Below are 18,754 nucleotides of genomic sequence, written 5' to 3' on the forward strand. Positions count from 1 at the left end.
CGGTGCAGGTCGGCGCGGCGCACTAGGGTGGCAGCGTGCGTCCATCACTCCAGTCCTACCCCCACCTCGCCGGCGGCAAGGTCCGGGACCTGTATGTCATAGACGACGAGCACCTGCTCCTCGTGGCCAGCGACCGGATCTCGGCATACGACCACGTGCTCGACACCCCGATCCCCGACAAGGGCCGGGTGCTCACCGCGATGAGCGTGTTCTTCTTCAACCTGCTCGAGGTGAACCACCACCTCGCCGGGGAGCCCGACGACGAACGCATCCCCGCCGAGGTTCTCGGCCGCGCCCTCGTCGTCAAACGGCTGAAGATGGTGCCGATCGAGTGCGTGGCCCGCGGCTTCCTCACCGGGTCGGGCCTGCTCGACTACCGGAAGACCGGCGCGGTGTGCGGCGTCCCGCTGCCCGAGGGCCTCGTGGAGGCCAGTCAGCTGCCGGATCCGATCTTCACCCCGGCGAGCAAGGCCGAACTCGGCGACCACGACGAGAACATCACCTTCGAGGAGGTCGCCGACAAGGTCGGCGTGGATCTCGCCGTGAAGCTGCGCGAGGACACCCTCGACATCTACGGCCGTGCCGCGATGTACGCGGCGGACAAGGGCATCCTGCTCGCCGACACGAAGTTCGAGTTCGGCCTCGACGACGACGGCAACCTCATCCTCGCCGACGAAGTGCTCACCCCGGATTCGTCACGCTACTGGCCCGCCGAGGGCTACGAGCCCGGCAAGGTGCAGCCCAGCTTCGACAAGCAGTTCGTGCGCAACTGGCTGACGGGCCCCGAGTCCGGCTGGGACCGTGCGTCCGACACCCCGCCGCCGCCCCTGCCGCAGCACATCGTCGACGCCACCCGGGAGCGCTACATCGAAGCCTACGAACGGATCTCGGGCCTGTCGTTCGCCGACTGGTGGGGGCCGAGCGCATGACCCCGCCGATCGCCAAGCGGGTCCCGTCCGAGCGGGTCCATCACGGACACACCTTCGTCGACGAGTACGAGTGGCTCCGCGACAAGGAGAATCCCGAGGTCATCGCCCATCTCGAGGCCGAGAACGCGTGGACCGAGAAGCAGACCGCGCATCTGGCGCCGCTGCGGGAGCGGATCTTCGAGGAGATCAAGTCCCGCACGCAGGAAACCGACATGTCGGTGCCCACCCGCATGGGGGACTGGTGGTACTACGCCCGTACCGTCGAGGGCAAGCAGTACAGCATCCAGTGCCGCTGTCCGATCGCCGACCCCGACGACTGGAATCCGCCGGAGCTGGCGCCGGGTGTGGAACTGCCGGGCGAGCAGGTGCTGCTCGACGGCAATGTCGAGGCGGCCGGGCACGAGTTCTTCTCCCTCGGCGCGTTCTCGATCAGCCACGACGGGACGCTGCTCGCGTACTCGGTCGACGTCGTCGGCGACGAGCGCTACACGCTGCGGTTCAAGAATCTCGGCACCGGCGAGCTGCTCGCCGACGAGATCCCCGGGACCGCACCCGGCGCGACGTGGGCGATCGACCACAGCCACATCTTCTACCTCACCGTGGACGAGTCGTGGCGGCCGGACACAGTATGGCGGCACCGTCTCGGCACGTCCCACACCGAGGACGTCAAGGTCTTCCACGAGCCCGACGAGCGGTACTGGGTGTCGGTGGGTACCACCCGCAGCGAGAAGTATCTGATGATCTGGGTGGGATCCAAGATCACCACCGAGGGCTGGGTGCTCGAATCCGCGGATCCCACCGGCGAATTCCGGGTGTTGCTGCCGCGCCGCGAGGGCGTCGAGTACGGCGCCGAGCATGCCGTCATCGGCGGCGAGGACCGGTTCCTGGTCATGCACAACGACGTCGTCGAGGTGGTGAACGACGCGACGGGGGAGATCACTCGCGAGAAGGCGGAGAACTTCGTCCTCGCCGAGGCGCCCGTGGACGATCCGTCGGCGCTGCGCACTCTCATCGGGCACCGGCACGACGTGCGTCTCGAGGACGTCGACGCGTTCGCCGGGCACCTCGTTCTCGGGTACCGGCGGGAGGCGCTGACCCGGCTCGCGGTGTGGCCGCTGACCGCCGACGGCTACGGCGAGCTGACCGAACTCGAGTTCGACGAGGAACTCTTCGCCGTCGGCCCGGGTGCGAATCCGGAATGGCACCAGCCGATGCTGCGGCTCGGCTTCACGTCGTTCATCACCCCCAGCCGGGTCTACGACTACGTCGTGGATTCGGGAGAGCTGTTGCTGCGCAAGGCCCAGCCGGTGCTCGGTGACTTCGACCCGTCGAACTACGAACAGCGCCGGGACTGGGCGGTGGCCGAGGACGGCACCCGTATCCCGCTGTCGATCGTGACCCGCAAGGGCACGCCCGAGAACTCGCCGGCGCTGCTCTACGGTTACGGGTCGTACGAGGCCAGCATCGACCCCGGTTTCTCGGTGGCGCGGCTGTCGCTCCTCGACCGGGGCATGGTCTTCGCGGTGGCGCACGTGCGGGGCGGCGGCGAGATGGGCCGGCACTGGTACGAGAACGGCAAGACGCTGGCGAAGAAGAACACCTTCACCGACTTCGTCGCCTGCGCACGGCACCTGATCGACGCCGGTGTCACCGGCCCGGACCGGCTCGTCGCCGACGGCGGCAGCGCGGGTGGCCTGTTGATGGGCGCGGTGGCGAACCTGGCGCCGGAGCTGTTCGCCGGGATCCTTGCGAACGTGCCGTTCGTCGACCCGCTCACGTCGATCCTCGATCCGTCGCTGCCGCTGACGGTGATCGAATGGGACGAGTGGGGAAACCCCCTCGACAACCCCGAGGTGTACGAGTACATGCGCTCGTACAGCCCGTACGAGAACGTCGAGGCGAAGGACTACCCGGCGATCCTCGCGATCACCAGCCTCAACGACACCCGGGTGCTCTACGTCGAGCCGGCCAAGTGGGTGGCCAAGCTGCGCGCCACCAAGACCGGGGACGCCCCGTTGCTGCTCAAGACGGAGATGAGCGCCGGCCACGGCGGCGTGTCCGGCCGGTACGAGAAGTGGCGCGAGGTGGCCTTCGAGTTCGCGTGGGTGCTCGAGACCTCCGGGGCATACCGCGGCTGAGAACCGCCGGGGCCGAATGTCACATGCGTTCGATGTAAACGACACGGTGTGACATTCGGCCACAACGGCCACCGCTCAGCGCGGGGCGTAGCGGATCTGCGGCCGGCCGGCACGGCCGTACTCGGTGTGCCGGGAGGCGACGCCGTCGTCGGCCAGGCGCTCCAGGTACCGCCACGCCGTCACCCGCGACACGCCCACCGCGCTGCCCACCTCGGCGGCCGTCAGCGGGCGCGACGCGTCCCGCAGGCACCGGGCCACCGCATCGAGGGTTTGCGGCGCAACGCCTTTCGGGGACGAGGCGCGCGGATCGGAGGTCCGCAGCGCAGCCATCGCCCGGTCGATGTCGTGCTGGCCGGTGGCCGTGCCCGACGCGCCGAGCGCGTCGCGGTAGGCCAGGTAGTGGTCGAGCTTGTCGCTCAGGGCCGCGAAAGTGAACGGCTTGAGCAGATACAGCACGATGCCCCGGGCGACGGCGGTGCGGACGACCTCGAGGTCGCGGGCGGAGGTGACGGCGATGATGTCCGGGCTCGGGCGGATCCCGCTCATCGCTGCAGCCACGTCGAGGCCGCTCATGTCGGGCAGGCCGATGTCCAGCAACACCAGATCCACCGGCTCGGCGGTCCGCGCGGCGTCGGCGACGGCGCGCAGCGCGGCCTGCCCGGTGTTGGCGACGGCGACGACCCTGAACTGCGGCAGCCGATCGACGTAGGCGCGGTGGGCGTCGGCGATGCGTGGCTCGTCCTCCACGACGAGGACGCGAATCATCGTGCGCCGCCTCCGTGCTCGGCCTGCAGGGGGATCTCCGCGACGACCATCGAACCCAGCGACGGTTCGGTCCGCAGAGTGCCGCGGTGCCGCGCCACCACCTGCGCGACGAGGGCCAGGCCCAGGCCGTGGTGGTCCGCCTTCGTGGAGTAGCCCCGCGCCATGGCACGGGCGAGGGTTTCCGGCGACATCCCCGGCCCGCTGTCCGCCACCTCGACGATCATGTTCGAATCATCCTGCCGTATCGTCACTTCCACCCAGGGCTCGTCGACGGCCCGCGCGGCGTCGATGGCGTTGTCCACCAGGTTGCCGACGAGCGTCACCAGGTCCCGGGTGCCGAGCGGCGTCGCGCCCAGCGCGGTGTCGTCGGTGACGGTCAGCTCCACGCCGCGCTCGGCGGCGTCGTTGATCTTCCCCAGCAGCAGGGCGACCAGCGCGGGTTCCTGCACCGACGCGGTGAGCCGGTCGATGAGCTGCTGCGACAGGCGCAGCTCCTCCGTCGCAAACGCGACCGCCTCCTCGGGGCGTCCCAGTTCGACCATCGTGACGATGGTGTGCAGCCGGTTCGCCGACTCGTGCGCCTGCGCGCGCAGCGCGTCGGCGAATCCGCGCACCGAGTCCAGTTCGCCCAGCACCCTCCGCAATTCGGTGCGATCCCGCAACGTCATCACCGTGGCGATCCGTCGGCCCTCCCACTGCACCGGGCTGCGGTCGACGACCAGGACGCGGTCCTCGGTGAGAAGTACGTCGCCGCGGGCGTCCAGGTCCGAGCCGGCCACCCGCAGCGCCTCGGGCAGGTCCTTCGTCGTGACCGGGCCGTCGCCGAGGCCGAGCAGGCGCCGCGCCTCGTCGTTGACGACCTCCACACGTGCGGGCTCGTCGGTGCCGAGCACGATCAGGCCCTCGCCGATCGCGTGGAGGACCGCGTCGTGGTGCTCGTAGAGCCGGCGCAGCTCGTCCGGTGCGAGTCCGAGGGTCTGGCGGCGCAGGCGCCGGCTGACGAGCACGGCGCCGGCGGCCGCGACGGCCAGGGCCGCGGCCGACAGGCCCAGGAGGGCGGGCAGCCCACGGGCGAACTGGTCGGCGACCTTCGCGCGGGTGACGCCGACGGCGACCAGGCCGACGACGCGTTCGTCGTCGAGGATCGGCGCCACCGCCCGGATGGACGGGCCGAGCGAGCCGGCGTAGGTCTCGGTGAACGCGGTGCCGGCGAGGGCCGGTTCGATGTTGCCGCTGAACGGCAGACCGATCATCGCGGGGTCGGTGTGGGTGTACCGGGTCCGGTCCGGCGCCATCACCACGATGAAGTCGGTGCCCGTCGCCTCCCGGATCCGTTCGGTGCGCGGTTGCAGCACCGCGGTCGGGTCCGGCGTGCGCAGCGCCGCGGCCGTCGAGTCGGACCCGGCCAGGGATTCGGCGATGGCGAGGACGGTGCGGCGGGTGGCGTCGTCGCTGTCGCGGCGCTCGTCGATCCCGACGAGGACGGTACCTGCGGCGATGACCAGGGCGAGCACAGCCAGCTGCAGCACCAGCAGCTGACGTGCCACGCTCATCGACGGCCGGTGCGCGGTCGGCGGCACGGACGTACTCCTTCCGGATGCCGGTGGGTCCGCCTCGTGAGCGCGACATCACCTGAACGAAATGAACGCAATCTTCACCGGGTGAGGCTGCGCTACCACCATTTCTATCAGGAACGTGACCGCGATCACGAAGTCCCCCGAAACGTCCCATCCGAGAGGATCCGCCATGAGCACGTCCACAGACTCCCGGCCACCCGGTGCCAAGTCGCCGGCCAAGCGCAAAGACCGGACGCACTGGCTCTACGTCGGTGTCATCGTGGCGGTGGTGGCCGGCGTCCTCGTCGGCTGGCTCGCCCCGGACGTCGCCAAGTCGTTCGGCGTCCTCGGTACGATGTTCGTCGATCTCATCAAGATGATGATCAGCCCGGTCATCTTCTGCACGATCGTCCTCGGCATCGGCTCGGTGCGGGCCGCCGCCAGCGTCGGCAAGGTCGGCGGCCTGGCGATGGTGTACTTCCTCGGCATGTCCACCGTCGCGCTCGCTATCGGCCTGGGGGTGGGTAACCTGCTCGATCCGGGCAGCGGCCTGAACCTCTCTCCGGAGACCGCCGGCACCGGTGCCGCGCTGGCGGACAAGGCCCACGCCGCGGGCGGGACCATGGACTTCATCGCGTCGATCATCCCCACGTCGCTGCTGTCGGCGCTGACCGAGGGCAGCGTGCTGCAGACCCTGTTCGTCGCACTGCTGGTCGGCTTCGCGCTGCAGGCCCTCGGGAAGACCGGCGAGCCGGTCCTGCGAGGCATCGGCTACGTGCAGAAGCTCGTGTTCAAGATCCTGTCGATGATCCTGTGGCTCGCTCCGATCGGTGCCTTCGGCGCCATCGCCAACGTGGTCGGGCAGACCGGTCTCGGCGCGGTCGTCCAGCTCGGCACCCTCATGATCGGGTTCTACCTCACCTGCGTGCTGTTCGTGTTCGGTGTGCTGGGCTCCCTGCTGCGCATGGTGTCCGGGGTGTCGATCTTCAAGCTGGTCAAGTACCTGGCCCGCGAATACCTGCTGATCTTCGCGACGTCCTCGTCCGAGTCCGCGCTGCCCCGGCTCATCGCGAAGATGGAGCACGTCGGTGTCGAGCGCACCACCGTCGGCGTCGTGGTCCCCACCGGCTACTCGTTCAACCTGGACGGCACCGCCATCTACCTGACGATGGCCTCGCTCTTCATCGCCGATGCGCTCGGTTCGCCGCTGTCCCTGGCCGAGCAGCTCTCCCTGCTGGTGTTCATGATCGTCGCGTCGAAGGGCGCGGCCGGAGTGAGCGGCGCGGGCCTGGCCACGCTCGCCGGCGGCCTGCAGAGCCACCGTCCGGAGCTGCTCGACGGCGTCGGCCTCATCGTCGGCATCGACCGGTTCATGTCCGAGGCGCGCGCGGTCACCAACTTCTCCGGCAACGCCGTCGCCACCCTGCTGGTGGGAACGTGGACCGGCACCGTCGACCGCGGCCGCGTCCGCGACGTCCTCGCCGGCCGCATCCCGTTCGACGAGGAGACCATGGTCGACGACGGCCACGGTCCGGTCGCCGAGCCGAAGCCGGCCGTCGCCGCCGAGCCGGAAGAGAAGGTGCTGGCACGCGCCTGACCCGCCTCCGCGAAACCCCTTGTGGCCGAATGTCACACCGGTTCGATTAGATCGAGCCGGTGTGACATTCGGCCACAGGCGTTCGGTCAGACGTGCGTCCGGGACAGCGCGGCGAGGTGCGCCCCGACCCGCTCGACGAGGTGGTCGAAGAACAGCGGCGGGTCGGTGGCGACGACGATCTCGGCGTTCGGTTGCCGGCCCCACATGCCGGACCAGTCGGCGACGGTGGTGCCGCGGGTGAGCCGGCCGTCGAGTTCGACGTCGACCGTCGCCGGACGGGTGGTGACGGGCACCGCTCCCAGGGCGACCGCCGCCGCGAACGGATCGTGGACGTGTGCCAGGAAACCCTGATCCTGATCGCGGTGGAATTCCATGTAGAAGCGCAGGGCGTCGGACAGGTACCGCACGACCGGGTGGGACGCCTCCGAGCGCAGTCCGCGCGGATCGTCCGGCGAGAGGATTTCGGCCGGCACGCTCCCCGCGGTCTCGGCGAGCCGTCGCAGGTGTTCCGGTCGCATCGCGATGGACTCGGTGGTGTCGAGCGAGCACACGATCGGCCGACGGCCGGGCTCGACCGCGGAGAACGCGTCGAACACCGCCTTCGCGGCCTCGGGGTCCACCGCGACGTTCCACTCGGAGGTGGGTGTGGTGTTGCCCGGGTAGTTGAACGCCCCGCCCATCACGACCAGACGACGCAACCGGTGGGGGAGTTCCGGGTCGAGCCGGACCGCCAGTGCGAGATTGGTGAGCGGACCGGTGACGAGCCCGACGAGTTCGCCGGGGTGGGCGCGGGTCAGCTCCACCCATGCCTCGGCGGCGCTGCGGCCCGACGGGCCGCGTCCGGGGGCGGGCAGGTCGGCGTAACCGACGCCGCGCGGGCCGTGCGTGTCCTCGGTGGTCATCAGCGGCGCGACGAGCGGGGCCTCGGAGCCGACGGCGACCTCGATGTCCGGCCGGCCGCACACCTGCAGCCACGCCAGGTTGTTCGTGGTGACCTGCTGCACGGGCACGTTCCCCGCGGTGGAGAGCACCGCGACGATCTCCGCGTCCGGACTCGCCAGCAGGTAGAGCAGGGCGAGTGCATCGTCGATGCCGGTGTCGACGTCGGCGACGAGGCGGGTGGGTTCGGGCACCCGCCCATCCTGCAGTACGCGGCCGCGGCCCGGAACGGTCGGGGCGGGCCGGATGGGTGTGGATGCCGACCACACCGCGGACGGACGGCCGATCGCGGCTCGGGCAGTGCGAGTGCGGTCTCAGCCGACGATGCGCCGCAACTCCTCGCGGCAGCGGCGGTAGACCTCCACCGGTTCCGCGGCCTCGCCCGCGAGGGCGAGTTCGCCCCAACGCTCCCAGCTCGTGCGCCACACGGCCACGGCCGTCTCGGCGACCAGCAGGATCGTCGCCGGGTCGTAGTGCGGGAGCTGTTCGGTCAGGCGGGCCCGGAGGCGGGACGTGAGGACCTGCTCCTGCGATGCGGCGAGCGCCTGCAGGTCGGGCTCTTTCGCCAGCAGGCGCGCGACGCGCCGGTGTTCCTCCAGGTCGGGGTCGGTCTCCCGGCTCATCACCGCCTCCGCGGCGGCCTCGACGCTTCTCAGGACGGCGGCGGGATCCGGGCCGGAGACCTCCAGGGCGTCGATCACCAGGAGCAGGCGGCGCTGTCCGGGCAGGGCGGCCTGCTCCTTGGAGGTGAAGTACCGGAAGAAGGTGCGGGCCGAGATGCCGACCCGGTCGGAGATCTGCTGGACGGTGGTCTCGCGGACGCCCTGTTCCTCGAACAACTCGAGGGCAGCCCGGTGGATCTCCTGGTGGGTGTCCAGGCGGCGCCGGGTCCGCAGATCGCGGGGGATGTCGACGTTCATGCGGTCCTTCCTCAGCCGGTGTCCTGCGATTATGACCACCTCCGTCGATGCCGGCGTGCGGGCGGCGACCCGGCCGTCGCCTCGGGTTGCCGGCTCAGGAGGGCGGTGTCGTATCGACCAGGCCGGCGGGGAGCTGGCGGAACATCTCGGCGAGCTGAGGCAGGAAGTCGCGGAAGCCGCTGCTCTTGCGCCAGAACATGCCGATGCGGCGATGCGGGACGGGATCTTCGAAGCGCAGCAGCCGGATGTCCGGCGGCTGGGTGACCGGGGTGGTGACGGCCAGGCGGGGCAACAGTGTCACCCCGACCCCGGCGATCACCATCTGACGCAGGGTCTCCAGGCTCGTCGCCCGGAAGCCGTTGCGTTCGGCGGCTCCGGTCAACCGGCACACCTCGAGGGCTTGGTCCCGCAGGCAGTGACCGTCCTCGAGCAACAGAAGGCTCTCGTCCGCGATCACCGACATAGGGGCAGGTTCGGCCGTGGCGGCCAGCGGATGCGTGGCCGGGACGGCGAGCACGAAGTCCTCGGAGAACAGGTACTCCTGGTGCAGGTGTTCGTCGTTGACCGGGAGCGCCAGCACGGCGACGTCGAGGTCGCCGCCGCGGAGCCGCTCGAGGAGGTCCTCGGTCTTCTCCTCGATCAACAGCAGTTCGAGGTCGGGGAACCTCGCCCGCACCTTCGGCACGACATGGGGGAGCAGGTACGGCGCGAGGGTCGGGAACAGGCCGATGCGGAGCGTGCCCGACTCCGGGTCGGAGGACTGCCGGGCGATCTCGCGAATGTTCGCCGTCTCGCTCAGAATGATCCGGGCCCGCTCCACGATCTGCCGGCCCGCGTCGGTCAGGGTGATCTGACGCGGGCTCCGCTCGACGAGTTCGACGCCGAGTTCCTGTTCGAGCTTGCGGATCTGGGTCGACAGCGTCGGCTGACTGACGTAACAGGCCTCCGCCGCCCGGCCGAAGTGGCGGTGATGCGCCACCGCGGCCAGGTACTCGAGATCACGCAGGTTCACGAGGGACGAACTATCGGACGACCGCGGCGACCGAGTCCTCGGCCGGGGCGCTGGTGCGGATGAGATGGTCGAACGCGCCGAGCGCTGCCGTCGCTCCGGCGCCGGCGGCGATGATGATCTGCTTGTACGGCACCGTGGTGCAGTCGCCGGCGGCGAACACGCCGGGCACCGAGGTCTGGCCGCGGTCGTCGACGACGATCTCGCCGCGCGGCGACAGCTCGATCGTCCCGGTGAGCCACTCGGTGTTGGGCAGCAGGCCGATCTGGACGAAGATGCCCTCCAGTTCGAGCGTGTGCGCGGTCTCGGTGGTGCGGTCCTGATAGGTCAGGCCGGTGACCTTGTGGCCGTCGCCGAGGACCTCGGTGGTCAGCGCGCTGACGACGATGTCGACGTTCGGCAGGCTGCGCAGCTTGCGCTGCAGCACCTCGTCGGCGCGCAGCGCCGAGTCGAACTCGAGGAGCGTGACGTGCGCGACGACGCCGGCGAGATCGATCGCGGCCTCGACGCCGGAGTTGCCGCCGCCGATCACGGCGACGCGCTTGCCCTTGAACAGCGGTCCGTCGCAGTGCGGGCAGTAGGTCACGCCCTTGTTCCGGTACTCGGTCTCGCCGGGCACGTTCATCGAACGCCACCGTGCACCCGTGGACAGGATCACGCTGCGGGCGAGCAGGGAGGCGCCGCTCTCGAGCTCGACCTCGACGAGGCCGCCCTCGGTCGCAGGCACGAGCTTCGCCGCGCGCTGCACGTTCATGATGTCGACGTCGTACTGGCGGACGTGGTTGTCGAGTGCGGCGCCGAGCTTGGGGCCTTCGGTGTAGGGCACGGAGACGAAATTCTCGATCGCCATCGTGTCGAGCACCTGGCCGCCGAAGCGCTCGGCGACGACACCGGTGCGAATACCCTTGCGGGCGGCGTAGATCGCGGCCGCGGCACCGGCCGGGCCGCCGCCGACGACGAGCACGTCGAACGGGTCCTTCTCGTCGATCGCGGCCGCCGCCCGGTCCGCGGCGCCGGTGTCGAGCTTGCCGATGATCTGCTCGAGGCTCATGCGGCCCGAGTCGAACAGCTCGCCGTTGAGGTACACCGTCGGCACGGCCATCACCTGACGTCCGTCGACCTCGTCCTGGAACAGGGCGCCGTCGATCGCGACGTGCTTGATGCGCGGGTTGAGCACGCACATCAGGTTCAGGGCCTGCACGACGTCGGGACAGTTCTGGCAGGACAACGAGAAGTAGGTCTCGAAATGCAGCTCGCCGTCCAGGTCTCGCACCTGCTGCTGCAGCTCCTCGGGCTCCTTCGACGGGTAACCGCCGACCTGGAGCAGTGCAAGCGCGAGCGAGGTGAACTCGTGGCCCAGCGGGATGCCGGCGAAGCGGACCTCGATGTCGGTGCCGACGCGGCGCACCGCGAAGGACGGGCGACGCGCGTCGTCGTCGCGACGCTCGTAGGTGACCTTGTCCGACATCGCCGCGATCTCGGTGAGCAGTTCGGCGAGTTCGGCGGACTTGGGTCCGTCGTCGAGGGAGGACACGAGCTCGATCGGCAGGGTCAGCCGCTCGAGGAGGGACTTCAGTTGGCCGGCAAGCGAGGCTTCGAGCATAGGGATCTACTCCATCGACGGGGCGGAACGGTGATCGGGGCGAAGGGAACTGCGCCGGGTGGTTCGGCGCTCCGGGGGTGGCGCGGGGTCCGGCGGACCGGACCCCCGCGCCGCACTACCGGGGTGTCGAATCCGGGTGCGTCAGATCTTGCCCACGAGGTCCAGCGACGGGGCGAGGGTGTCGTCGCCCTCTTCCCACTTGGCCGGGCAGACCTCGCCCGGGTGCGACCGGACGTACTGGGCGGCCTTGACCTTGCGGACGAGTTCGGCGGCGTTGCGGCCGATGCCCTCCGCGGTGACCTCGGTGAACTGGATGATGCCGTCCGGGTCGACGAGGAAGGTGCCGCGGTCGGCCAGGCCCTCGTTCTCACGCAGCACCTCGAAGTTGGTGCTGATCTGCAGGGTCGGGTCGCCGATCATGGCGTACTTGATCTTGCCGATGGTCTCGGACGAGTCGTGCCACGCCTTGTGCGTGAAGTGGGTGTCGGTGGAGACCGAGAAGACCTCGACGCCGAGCTTCTGCAGCTCCTCGTAGTGGTCGGCCAGGTCGCCGAGCTCCGTCGGGCAGACGAAGGTGAAGTCGGCCGGGTAGAAGAAGAAGATCGCCCACTTGCCCTTGATGTCCTCGTCGGACACGGAGACGAAGCCGCCCTCCTGGTAGGCGGTCGCGGAGAAGGGCTTGATCTGCTTGTTGATCAGGGCCACGTTGAACCTCTGTTCGGTCGATATGGGTTTCTGACGTTGTGAACACTAACGACTTTCGATAGATAATGCCAATCGACCGGTCTGATTCGATTGATAGTCTGCATCTATCGGTATGATTGGTCGCGCCCGTCACCGCACCATGAAGACGGCGAGAGTTGTTCTCTCCGCTGCCGAGCGGGGCCGGCGCAGCCCTGAGGCTCAGCCCGCCTGCAGGAACGGCAGGAACGGGTAGTCGGTGTAGCCCTCGGCGCCCGGCGAGTAGAACAACGCCGGCCGCAGCTCGTTCTCCGGGTGCTCGCCGTGCCAGCGCTCGACCAGATCGGGATTGGCGATGAGCGCCCGGCCCACCGCCACGGCGTCGGCATGGGCGGCCTCGATCAGCTGCACCGCCTCCGCACGGGTGGTCGGCGACGCGAAGCCGCTGTTGGCGATCAGCCTGCCGCCGAAACGCCGGCGCAGCTCCTGCACCAGCTCACCGGCCGGGTCCGCGTGCAGCACGGACAGGTAGGCCAGATTCAGCGGGCGCACCTGCTCGAGCAGGGTGCCGTAGGTGGCCAGGACGTCGTCCCGGTCGGTTTCGTAGGCGTCCTGGATGTTGTGCTCCGGCGAGATCCGCAGCCCGACCCGGCCGGCGCCGATGGCCGATGCCACCGCCGTGACCACCTCCACGACGAAACGGGCCCGGTTCTGCGGCGAACCGCCGTACTCGTCGGCGCGCTGATTGGCGGCCGGGGAGAGGAATTCGTGCAGCAGGTAGCCGTTGGCGCTGTGGATCTCCACGCCGTCCAGCCCGGCCTCGATCGCCCGGCGGGCCGCGGCGACGAAGTCCCCGATGATCGCCCGCGCCTCCTCCGTGGTCAGCGCGTGCGGCACCGGGTACGGCTGCTTGCCCTTCTCCGTGTGCCCCACACCGTCGATCGCGATCGCGCTCGGGGCGACGACCCGCCGGCCGCCGTTCACGTCGGGGTGCGTGACCCGGCCGCCGTGCATCACCTGCAGCACGATGCGGCCGCCGCGGTCGTGCACCGCCTCGGCCACCCGCCGCCAGCCGGCCTCCTGCTCGCCGGTGACGATCCCCGGCTGGCCGACGAAGGCCTGCGATTCGTGGTTCACATAGGTGCCCTCGGCGATGATCAGCCCGGCACTCGCCCGCTGCCGGTAGTGCTCGACCACCAGGTCTCCGGGGACGCCGGAGGCGCCGGACCGCAGCCGGGTCAGTGGGGCCATGACAACGCGATTGGCGAGTTCGAGGTCTCCGAGGGTGACGGGTGTAAACAAATCCATGTCGGGCGCAACCGGGCTGGCGTACCCGCGATTCCCGAACGTGACCGACTGCGACCGGCGTCACGCCCGCCGCGACGGTTGTGCCGGGTCATGCTGCGCGCGAAGATGGTCCGATGACCGGCCACGTCGAGGTCCGGGCGTACGCCGAGCTGAACGACTTCGTGGCGCCCGAGTCGCGGGGCATCGCGGTGCGGCGGCCGTTCCGTGCCCATCAGACGGTCAAGGACGTCGTCGAGGCGATGGGCATACCGCACACCGAGGTCGATCTGATCGTGGTCGACGGCGAGCCGGTGGATTTCGCGTACCGGCCGCGCTCGGGCGCCCGCATAGCGGTCTATCCCTTGTTCGAGGCGCTCGACATCGAGCCGATCACCCGGCTGCGCCCGGTTCCCCTGCGTGACCCCCGGTTCGTGGTCGACGTCAACCTGGGCCGGCTGGCGCGTCTGCTCCGGTTGCTGGGGTTCGACGTGATCTGGACCTCCGATATGGACGACGCGGAGCTGGCGAGGATCGGGCGTGCGGATCAGCGGATCCTGCTGACCCGCGACCGGGGACTGCTCGAGCGCCGGGAGATCACCCACGGGCTGTTCGTGCACGCCGACCGCCCGCTCGAGCAGATCGTCGAGGTCGTCCGCCGGCTCGATCTCGCGGCGCGGTTCGCCCCGCTCACCCGGTGCCTGCGCTGCAACGGCCGGCTCGACCCGGTGCCCAAGGACGAGGTCCTCGATCGGCTCGAGCCGCTCACCCGCCGCTTCTACGACGAGTTCTCCCGGTGCACGGACTGCGGCCGCATCTACTGGGCCGGGTCGCATCACCGGAAGCTGGTCGCCCTCGTGCGGGAGATCGCGGCGGAGGTCTGACGTCCTCAGATGCGCACCTCGACGTCAGATGCGCAACCCGACGTCGACGATCGCCTGCGCGACGGCGCGCACCGGCGCCTGATGGCGGCGCGCGTAGGCGCGGATCAGCTCGAACGCCGCGGCCGGCGTGACGCCGCGGGCCTGGGCGGTGATGCCCTTGGCCTGCTCGACGACGATGCGGGTGTCGAGCGCGGTCTGCAGTTGCGCGGAGAGCTGCTCCTGCTGGCGCAGCTTGTCCGAGTTGACGATGTAGCCGGTGGCCATGTCGGCGAACACCTGCGCGGCGGCGAGCTCGTCGTCGGCCCATTCCCGGGGCTCGCGGCAGTAGAGGTCCAGGGCGCCGACCTTGACCTCGCCGAGCTGCATCGGGACACCGGCGACGGCGGCGATCTCCCGCCGTCGCGCCTCGGCGGCGAACTCCGGCCACAGATCGTCGCGGCGGCGCACATCGGAGACGGCGATGGTCTCGCCATGGGCGAAGGCGTGCGCGCACGGTCCGGCGGCGAATCGCTCCTGGCACCGCTCCATCGCTTCGATCTGTTCGCCGGCGGCGGTGACGAACCGGAGCCGGCCGTCGATGTGCAGAGTCACTCCCGCTCCCGACAGCTCGAGCACGGTGGTCACCTTGCGGACGACTGCGTCGAGGGCGGCGTCGACCTCGTACGGGGTGAGGAGGCGCTGCGCGAACTTCGACAGCGCAGCGACGAATTCCCTGTGCCGGTAGGCCATCACCACCCCCTGTGCCGCGCGGACGGGCCCAGTTTCCGTCGTCTGTACCGGAGTGTTCCCCGAAACGCCGAGATAATGCCGCGAAAGTCCGGATCCGGCCCGCTCCACGTCGCCGAGTGGCGTCGAGCGGCCGGATCCCTAGGATTCGATCACGCGATCCGGGCGCCGCGAGGGCGCGGACGACGGAGAAGGAGGCAGCGCGATGACCGACGAAGCCGGCGCTCGGGACGTCCCCGTCCCCGCGGCGAGACCCGAGTTCCGGTCCAGCTACCGCCACGGCTTCCTGCGGGTCGCGGCCTGCGCGACGCCGACGACGATCGTCGATCCGGCGGCCAACGCGGCGGCGGTGCTGCGGGCCGCCCGGGTCTGCCATGACGACGGGGTCGGGCTGGCGGTGTTTCCCGAGATGACGTTGACCGGGTACTCGGTCGAGGACCTGTCGATGCAGGACACCGTGCTGGAGGCGGCCGAGCGGGCGCTGGCGGAGATCGTCGCCGGCTCGGCCGGCCTGCTGCCCGTCCTGCTGGTGGGCCTGCCGCTGCGGCATCGGCACCGGATCTACAACGCCGTCGCGGTCGTGCACCGCGGCCGGGTCCTGGGGGTCGCCCCCAAGTCGTATCTGCCGACGTATCGGGAGTTCTACGAGCGCCGGCAGATCGCGCCGGGGGACGATGCGAGCGGCACGGTCCGGGTCGCCGGTCACGACGCACCGTTCGGTCCCGATCTGCTGTTCGAGGCCACCGACGTTCCCGGTCTGGTGCTCCACGTGGAGATCTGCGAGGACATGTGGGTCCCCATCCCGCCCAGCGCGGAGGCCGCCCTGGCCGGCGCGACGGTGCTGGCGAACCTGTCGGGCAGCCCGATCACCGTCGGCCGCGCCGAGGACCGTCACCTGCTGGCTCGCTCGGCGTCGTCGCGGTGCCTGGCCGCCTACGTGTACTGCGCGGCGGGATCGGGGGAGTCCACCACCGACCTGTCCTGGGACGGGCAGGCGATGGTGTACGAGAACGGGATGCTGCTCGCCGAGACCGAGCGGTTCCCGCGCGGCGAACAGCACGCGGTGGCCGACGTCGACCTCGAACTGCTGCGCAACGAGCGCACCCGCATGGGCACCTTCGACGACAATCGGCGTCATCACGCGGCCCGCCTCGACGCGTTCCGCCGTATCGCGTTCACCCTCGCGCCTCCGCTCACCGACATCGGGTTGCGGCGCCGGGTGGAGCGATACCCCTTCGTGCCGTCCGATCCGGCCCGCCTCGAGCACGACTGCTACGAGGCGTACAACATCCAGGTCGCCGGGCTCGAGCAGCGCCTGCGTGCGCTGAGTGGTCCGACGCGGGGCGGTCCGAAGGTCGTGATCGGCGTGTCGGGCGGACTGGACTCCACGCACGCGCTCATCGTCGCCGTCAAGGCGATGGACCGCCTCGGCCGTCCGCGCGAGGACGTGCTCGCCTTCACCCTCCCGGGGTTCGCGACGAGCGACCGGACCCGGGAGAACGCCCGCCGGCTGTGCCACTCGCTCGGGGTGACGCTCGAGGAAATCGACATCACCCGTGCCGCGCGCGTGATGCTGGAGGACCTGGGTCACCCGTTTGCGCGCGGCGAGCGGGTCTACGACATCACGTTCGAGAACATCCAGGCCGGGCTGCGCACCGACTATCTGTTCCGGGCCGCGAACCAGCGCGGCGGCTTGGTGCTCGGGACGGGCGACCTGTCGGAGATCGCGCTGGGCTGGTCCACGTACGGCGTCGGGGACCAGATGTCGCACTACAACGTCAACGCCGGGGTGCCGAAGACGCTCATCCAGCATCTGATCCGCTGGGTCGTCTCGTCCGGGCAATTCGACGACGAGGTCGGCGCCACCCTCGAGGCCGTGCTGGGCACCGAGATCAGTCCCGAGCTCGTCCCCGTCGAGGAGGGGGAGACGCCGCAGAGCACCCAGGCCACGATCGGTCCCTACGACCTGCACGACTTCTTCCTGTTCCAGGTGCTGCGCTTCGGGTTCCGGCCGTCGAAGATCGCCTACCTCGCATGGCAGGCCTGGCACGAGGCCGGCGCCGGGGAGTGGCCGTCCGGCCATCCCGGGCATGCCCGCCGCGAGTACGACCTGCCCGAGATCCGGCGGTGGCTGGGTGTGTTCGTCCAGCGGTTCTTCGCCTTCAGCCAGTTCAAGCGGTCCGCGATGCCGAACGGGCCGAAGGTCGCCGCCGGGGGGGTCCCTCTCACCGCGCGGGGACTGGCGTGCGCCCTCCGACGCGTCCGCGCGCATCTGGCTCGACGAACTCGATCGGGAGGTGCCGGAGGACCGGGGCGGATCAGGTTCCGAGGAACTCCGTCAGCGGTGAGACGGCTCGTCGCCCGCGCATCGCCGCCGAGATGCCGTCGAGGATGTGCTCGAGGACAGCCGCCGACGTGGCGAAGTTGATCCGCACGAATCCCGCTGCCGCGCTTCCGAAGGGTCTGCCGCCGTCGACCAGCACCCGGCCGAGGTCCCGGATCCGGCGGATCGGATCGTCGACGGGCGCGGCCGAGACATCGACCCAGCTGAGGTAGGTGGCTTCCGGCAGATGGTGGCGGGCTTCCGGCAGGTGCTCGCGCAGGACCGTGTCGACACGTCGCCGGTTGCGGTCGAGCACTCGGAGCAGCGTGTCCTGCCAGCTCTGGCAGCGTTGCCATGCGGCCAGTGTGCCGAGCACCGCCGGGGTCGATACGGTTCCGTACAGGTCGGGCGGTTCGCCGTCCCGCACGGCGAGCAACTGCTTCGACCCGTAGTGCGCGACGGCGCAGCGCAGTCCGGCGATGTTGAAGGCCTTTCCGGCCGACGTGACGGTGATCGTCCGAGCTGCCGCCTCCGGACTGATCGACGCGAACGGGATGTGCCGGTGCGGCGCGTAGATCAGCTCCGCATGAATCTCGTCGCTGACGACGAGAAGGTCGAACTCGACGGCCAGTTCGGCGATGCGGGTGAGTTCGGAACGGGTGTGGACGCGTCCGGTCGGGTTGTGCGGATCGACCAGGACGAGCACTTTCGGGCGCTCGGCGGCGAGCGACGCCCTGAGCGTCTCGAAGTCGAGCCGCCACCCGTCCTGTGTGTCGGCGAACGGGAATTCGACCGTCCTGCGGCCCATGGCCGCGATGGTGGCCAGGAACGGCGGGTAGTTCGGAGTCTGGATCACGACGGCGTCGCCGCGCTCGGTGTGCAGGTGCAGGATCAGTTGCAGGGCCTGGATGAGATCGGTCTGCTCCCGGACGTCGGCGGGGTCGACCGTCCATCCGTATCGGGACTGCATCCGCCGGGCGAATTCCGCACGCAGCGGGGTACCGCCGAGCCAATCGGGGTAGCCGAGTTCTCCCGACCGGGCCGACTCGCACAGCGCGTCCCGGATCTCGGGGGCGATCGGGAAGTCCATGTCGGCCACCCAGGCCGGTAGGGCGCCCGCGCGGACGGCACGTGCCCACTTGACCCCGGTGCGACGGACGAGATCGCCGATCTCGATATCGTCGAATCCGGGATACCGGGCCTCCGATGCCGGAGGCAATCCGGTCATCGGACGGTCCCGGAACGGGGGTCCCCCGAGCAGTCCATGCAGTGAGTGTGCCCGTGCCGCGTACCGGACGGAAGCGAACCCGAAATCCGATCCGCCTTCGTCCGCAGCTGCCCGTGCACTCCGCGAGTGGTCGATCGACGTTCGAAAGCGCCTGCCTGCCGTGCCCGTCGCG

14 protein-coding genes and 1 pseudogene are annotated in these 18,754 nt (G+C 70.0%); 5 read left to right on the forward strand and 10 right to left on the reverse strand.

Annotation, left to right across the window (positions count from 1 at the left end; genetic code table 11):
* Positions 1-35: 35 nt before the first annotated feature.
* Complete coding sequence (locus KZJ41_RS05410; protein WP_006931941.1) at positions 36-929, forward strand: phosphoribosylaminoimidazolesuccinocarboxamide synthase; 894 nt, start codon at positions 36-38, stop codon at positions 927-929.
* Positions 926-3,067 (forward strand): S9 family peptidase, encoded by a 2,142-nt coding sequence (locus KZJ41_RS05415; RefSeq protein ID WP_037201420.1) that lies wholly within the window; start codon positions 926-928, stop codon positions 3,065-3,067. Before KZJ41_RS05410 ends, KZJ41_RS05415 begins: the two co-directional genes overlap by 4 nt.
* 75 nt (positions 3,068-3,142) lie before the next feature.
* Here the strand turns inward: KZJ41_RS05415 and KZJ41_RS05420 are convergent, their stop codons facing one another.
* Both KZJ41_RS05420 and KZJ41_RS05425 read right to left on the reverse strand, forming a co-directional pair.
* Positions 3,143-3,832 (reverse strand): response regulator, encoded by a 690-nt coding sequence (locus KZJ41_RS05420; protein ID WP_006931945.1) that lies wholly within the window; start codon positions 3,830-3,832, stop codon positions 3,143-3,145.
* Positions 3,829-5,385, reverse strand: coding sequence for a sensor histidine kinase (locus tag KZJ41_RS05425; protein WP_065923536.1), 1,557 nt, complete (start codon positions 5,383-5,385; stop codon positions 3,829-3,831). The genes KZJ41_RS05420 and KZJ41_RS05425 overlap by 4 nt, the downstream gene beginning before the upstream one ends.
* A gap of 193 nt (positions 5,386-5,578) precedes the next feature.
* Here KZJ41_RS05425 and KZJ41_RS05430 point away from each other — a divergent pair, with 193 nt between their 5' ends.
* Complete coding sequence (locus tag KZJ41_RS05430; protein WP_006931951.1) at positions 5,579-6,985, forward strand: C4-dicarboxylate transporter DctA; 1,407 nt, start codon at positions 5,579-5,581, stop codon at positions 6,983-6,985.
* 86 nt (positions 6,986-7,071) lie between these two features.
* Here the strand turns inward: KZJ41_RS05430 and KZJ41_RS05435 are convergent, their stop codons facing one another.
* The 6 genes from KZJ41_RS05435 to KZJ41_RS05460 all read right to left on the reverse strand — a co-directional run bounded on the left by KZJ41_RS05435 (position 7,072) and on the right by KZJ41_RS05460 (position 13,445).
* The gene (locus tag KZJ41_RS05435) at positions 7,072-8,118 is read right to left on the reverse strand and encodes a nucleoside hydrolase (protein WP_029541357.1); all 1,047 of its coding nucleotides are present in this window, start codon (positions 8,116-8,118) and stop codon (positions 7,072-7,074) included.
* A gap of 120 nt (positions 8,119-8,238) precedes the next feature.
* Entirely contained in the window at positions 8,239-8,844 is a 606-nt protein-coding gene (locus tag KZJ41_RS05440) for a TetR family transcriptional regulator (protein ID WP_006931956.1), read from the reverse strand.
* A gap of 94 nt (positions 8,845-8,938) precedes the next feature.
* Entirely contained in the window at positions 8,939-9,856 is a 918-nt protein-coding gene (locus KZJ41_RS05445; RefSeq protein ID WP_006931958.1) for a LysR substrate-binding domain-containing protein, read from the reverse strand.
* Positions 9,857-9,866: 10 nt separating this feature from the next.
* Positions 9,867-11,456, reverse strand: coding sequence for an alkyl hydroperoxide reductase subunit F (gene ahpF, locus KZJ41_RS05450; RefSeq protein ID WP_006931961.1), 1,590 nt, complete (start codon positions 11,454-11,456; stop codon positions 9,867-9,869).
* A 141-nt stretch (positions 11,457-11,597) separates the two neighbouring features.
* On the reverse strand, positions 11,598-12,161 hold the full coding sequence (ahpC, locus tag KZJ41_RS05455) for an alkyl hydroperoxide reductase subunit C (RefSeq protein WP_050034622.1): 564 nt from the start codon (positions 12,159-12,161) through the stop codon (positions 11,598-11,600).
* A gap of 198 nt (positions 12,162-12,359) precedes the next feature.
* Positions 12,360-13,445 carry an alkene reductase gene (locus KZJ41_RS05460; RefSeq protein WP_251550348.1) on the reverse strand — a complete coding sequence of 362 codons (1,086 nt, stop codon included), beginning with the start codon at positions 13,443-13,445 and terminating at the stop codon, positions 12,360-12,362.
* A 113-nt stretch (positions 13,446-13,558) separates the two neighbouring features.
* Between KZJ41_RS05460 and KZJ41_RS05465 the strand changes: the two genes are divergently transcribed.
* A complete protein-coding gene (locus KZJ41_RS05465) occupies positions 13,559-14,305 on the forward strand; it encodes a Mut7-C RNAse domain-containing protein (protein WP_050034623.1) in 747 nt (248 codons plus the stop codon).
* A gap of 24 nt (positions 14,306-14,329) precedes the next feature.
* Here KZJ41_RS05465 and KZJ41_RS05470 read toward each other — a convergent pair whose 3' ends face one another.
* Positions 14,330-15,034, reverse strand: coding sequence for a GAF and ANTAR domain-containing protein (locus tag KZJ41_RS05470; RefSeq protein ID WP_206530702.1), 705 nt, complete (start codon positions 15,032-15,034; stop codon positions 14,330-14,332).
* A 202-nt stretch (positions 15,035-15,236) separates the two neighbouring features.
* Here KZJ41_RS05470 and KZJ41_RS05475 point away from each other — a divergent pair.
* Positions 15,237-17,379 (forward strand): annotated as a pseudogene (locus KZJ41_RS05475) (NAD(+) synthase).
* On the opposite strand, the gene KZJ41_RS05480 reads toward KZJ41_RS05475, so the two are convergent.
* Positions 17,350-18,582: a MalY/PatB family protein gene (locus KZJ41_RS05480; RefSeq protein WP_029541366.1), complete on the reverse strand. Its 1,233-nt coding sequence runs from the start codon at positions 18,580-18,582 to the stop codon at positions 17,350-17,352. The pseudogene KZJ41_RS05475 and the gene KZJ41_RS05480 sit on opposite strands and share 30 nt — an antisense overlap.
* Positions 18,583-18,754: the final 172 nt, after the last annotated feature.

Origin of the sequence: Rhodococcus sp. 11-3 (assembly GCF_023704055.1) — a bacterium.
GTDB lineage: Bacteria > Actinomycetota > Actinomycetes > Mycobacteriales > Mycobacteriaceae > Rhodococcus > Rhodococcus aetherivorans.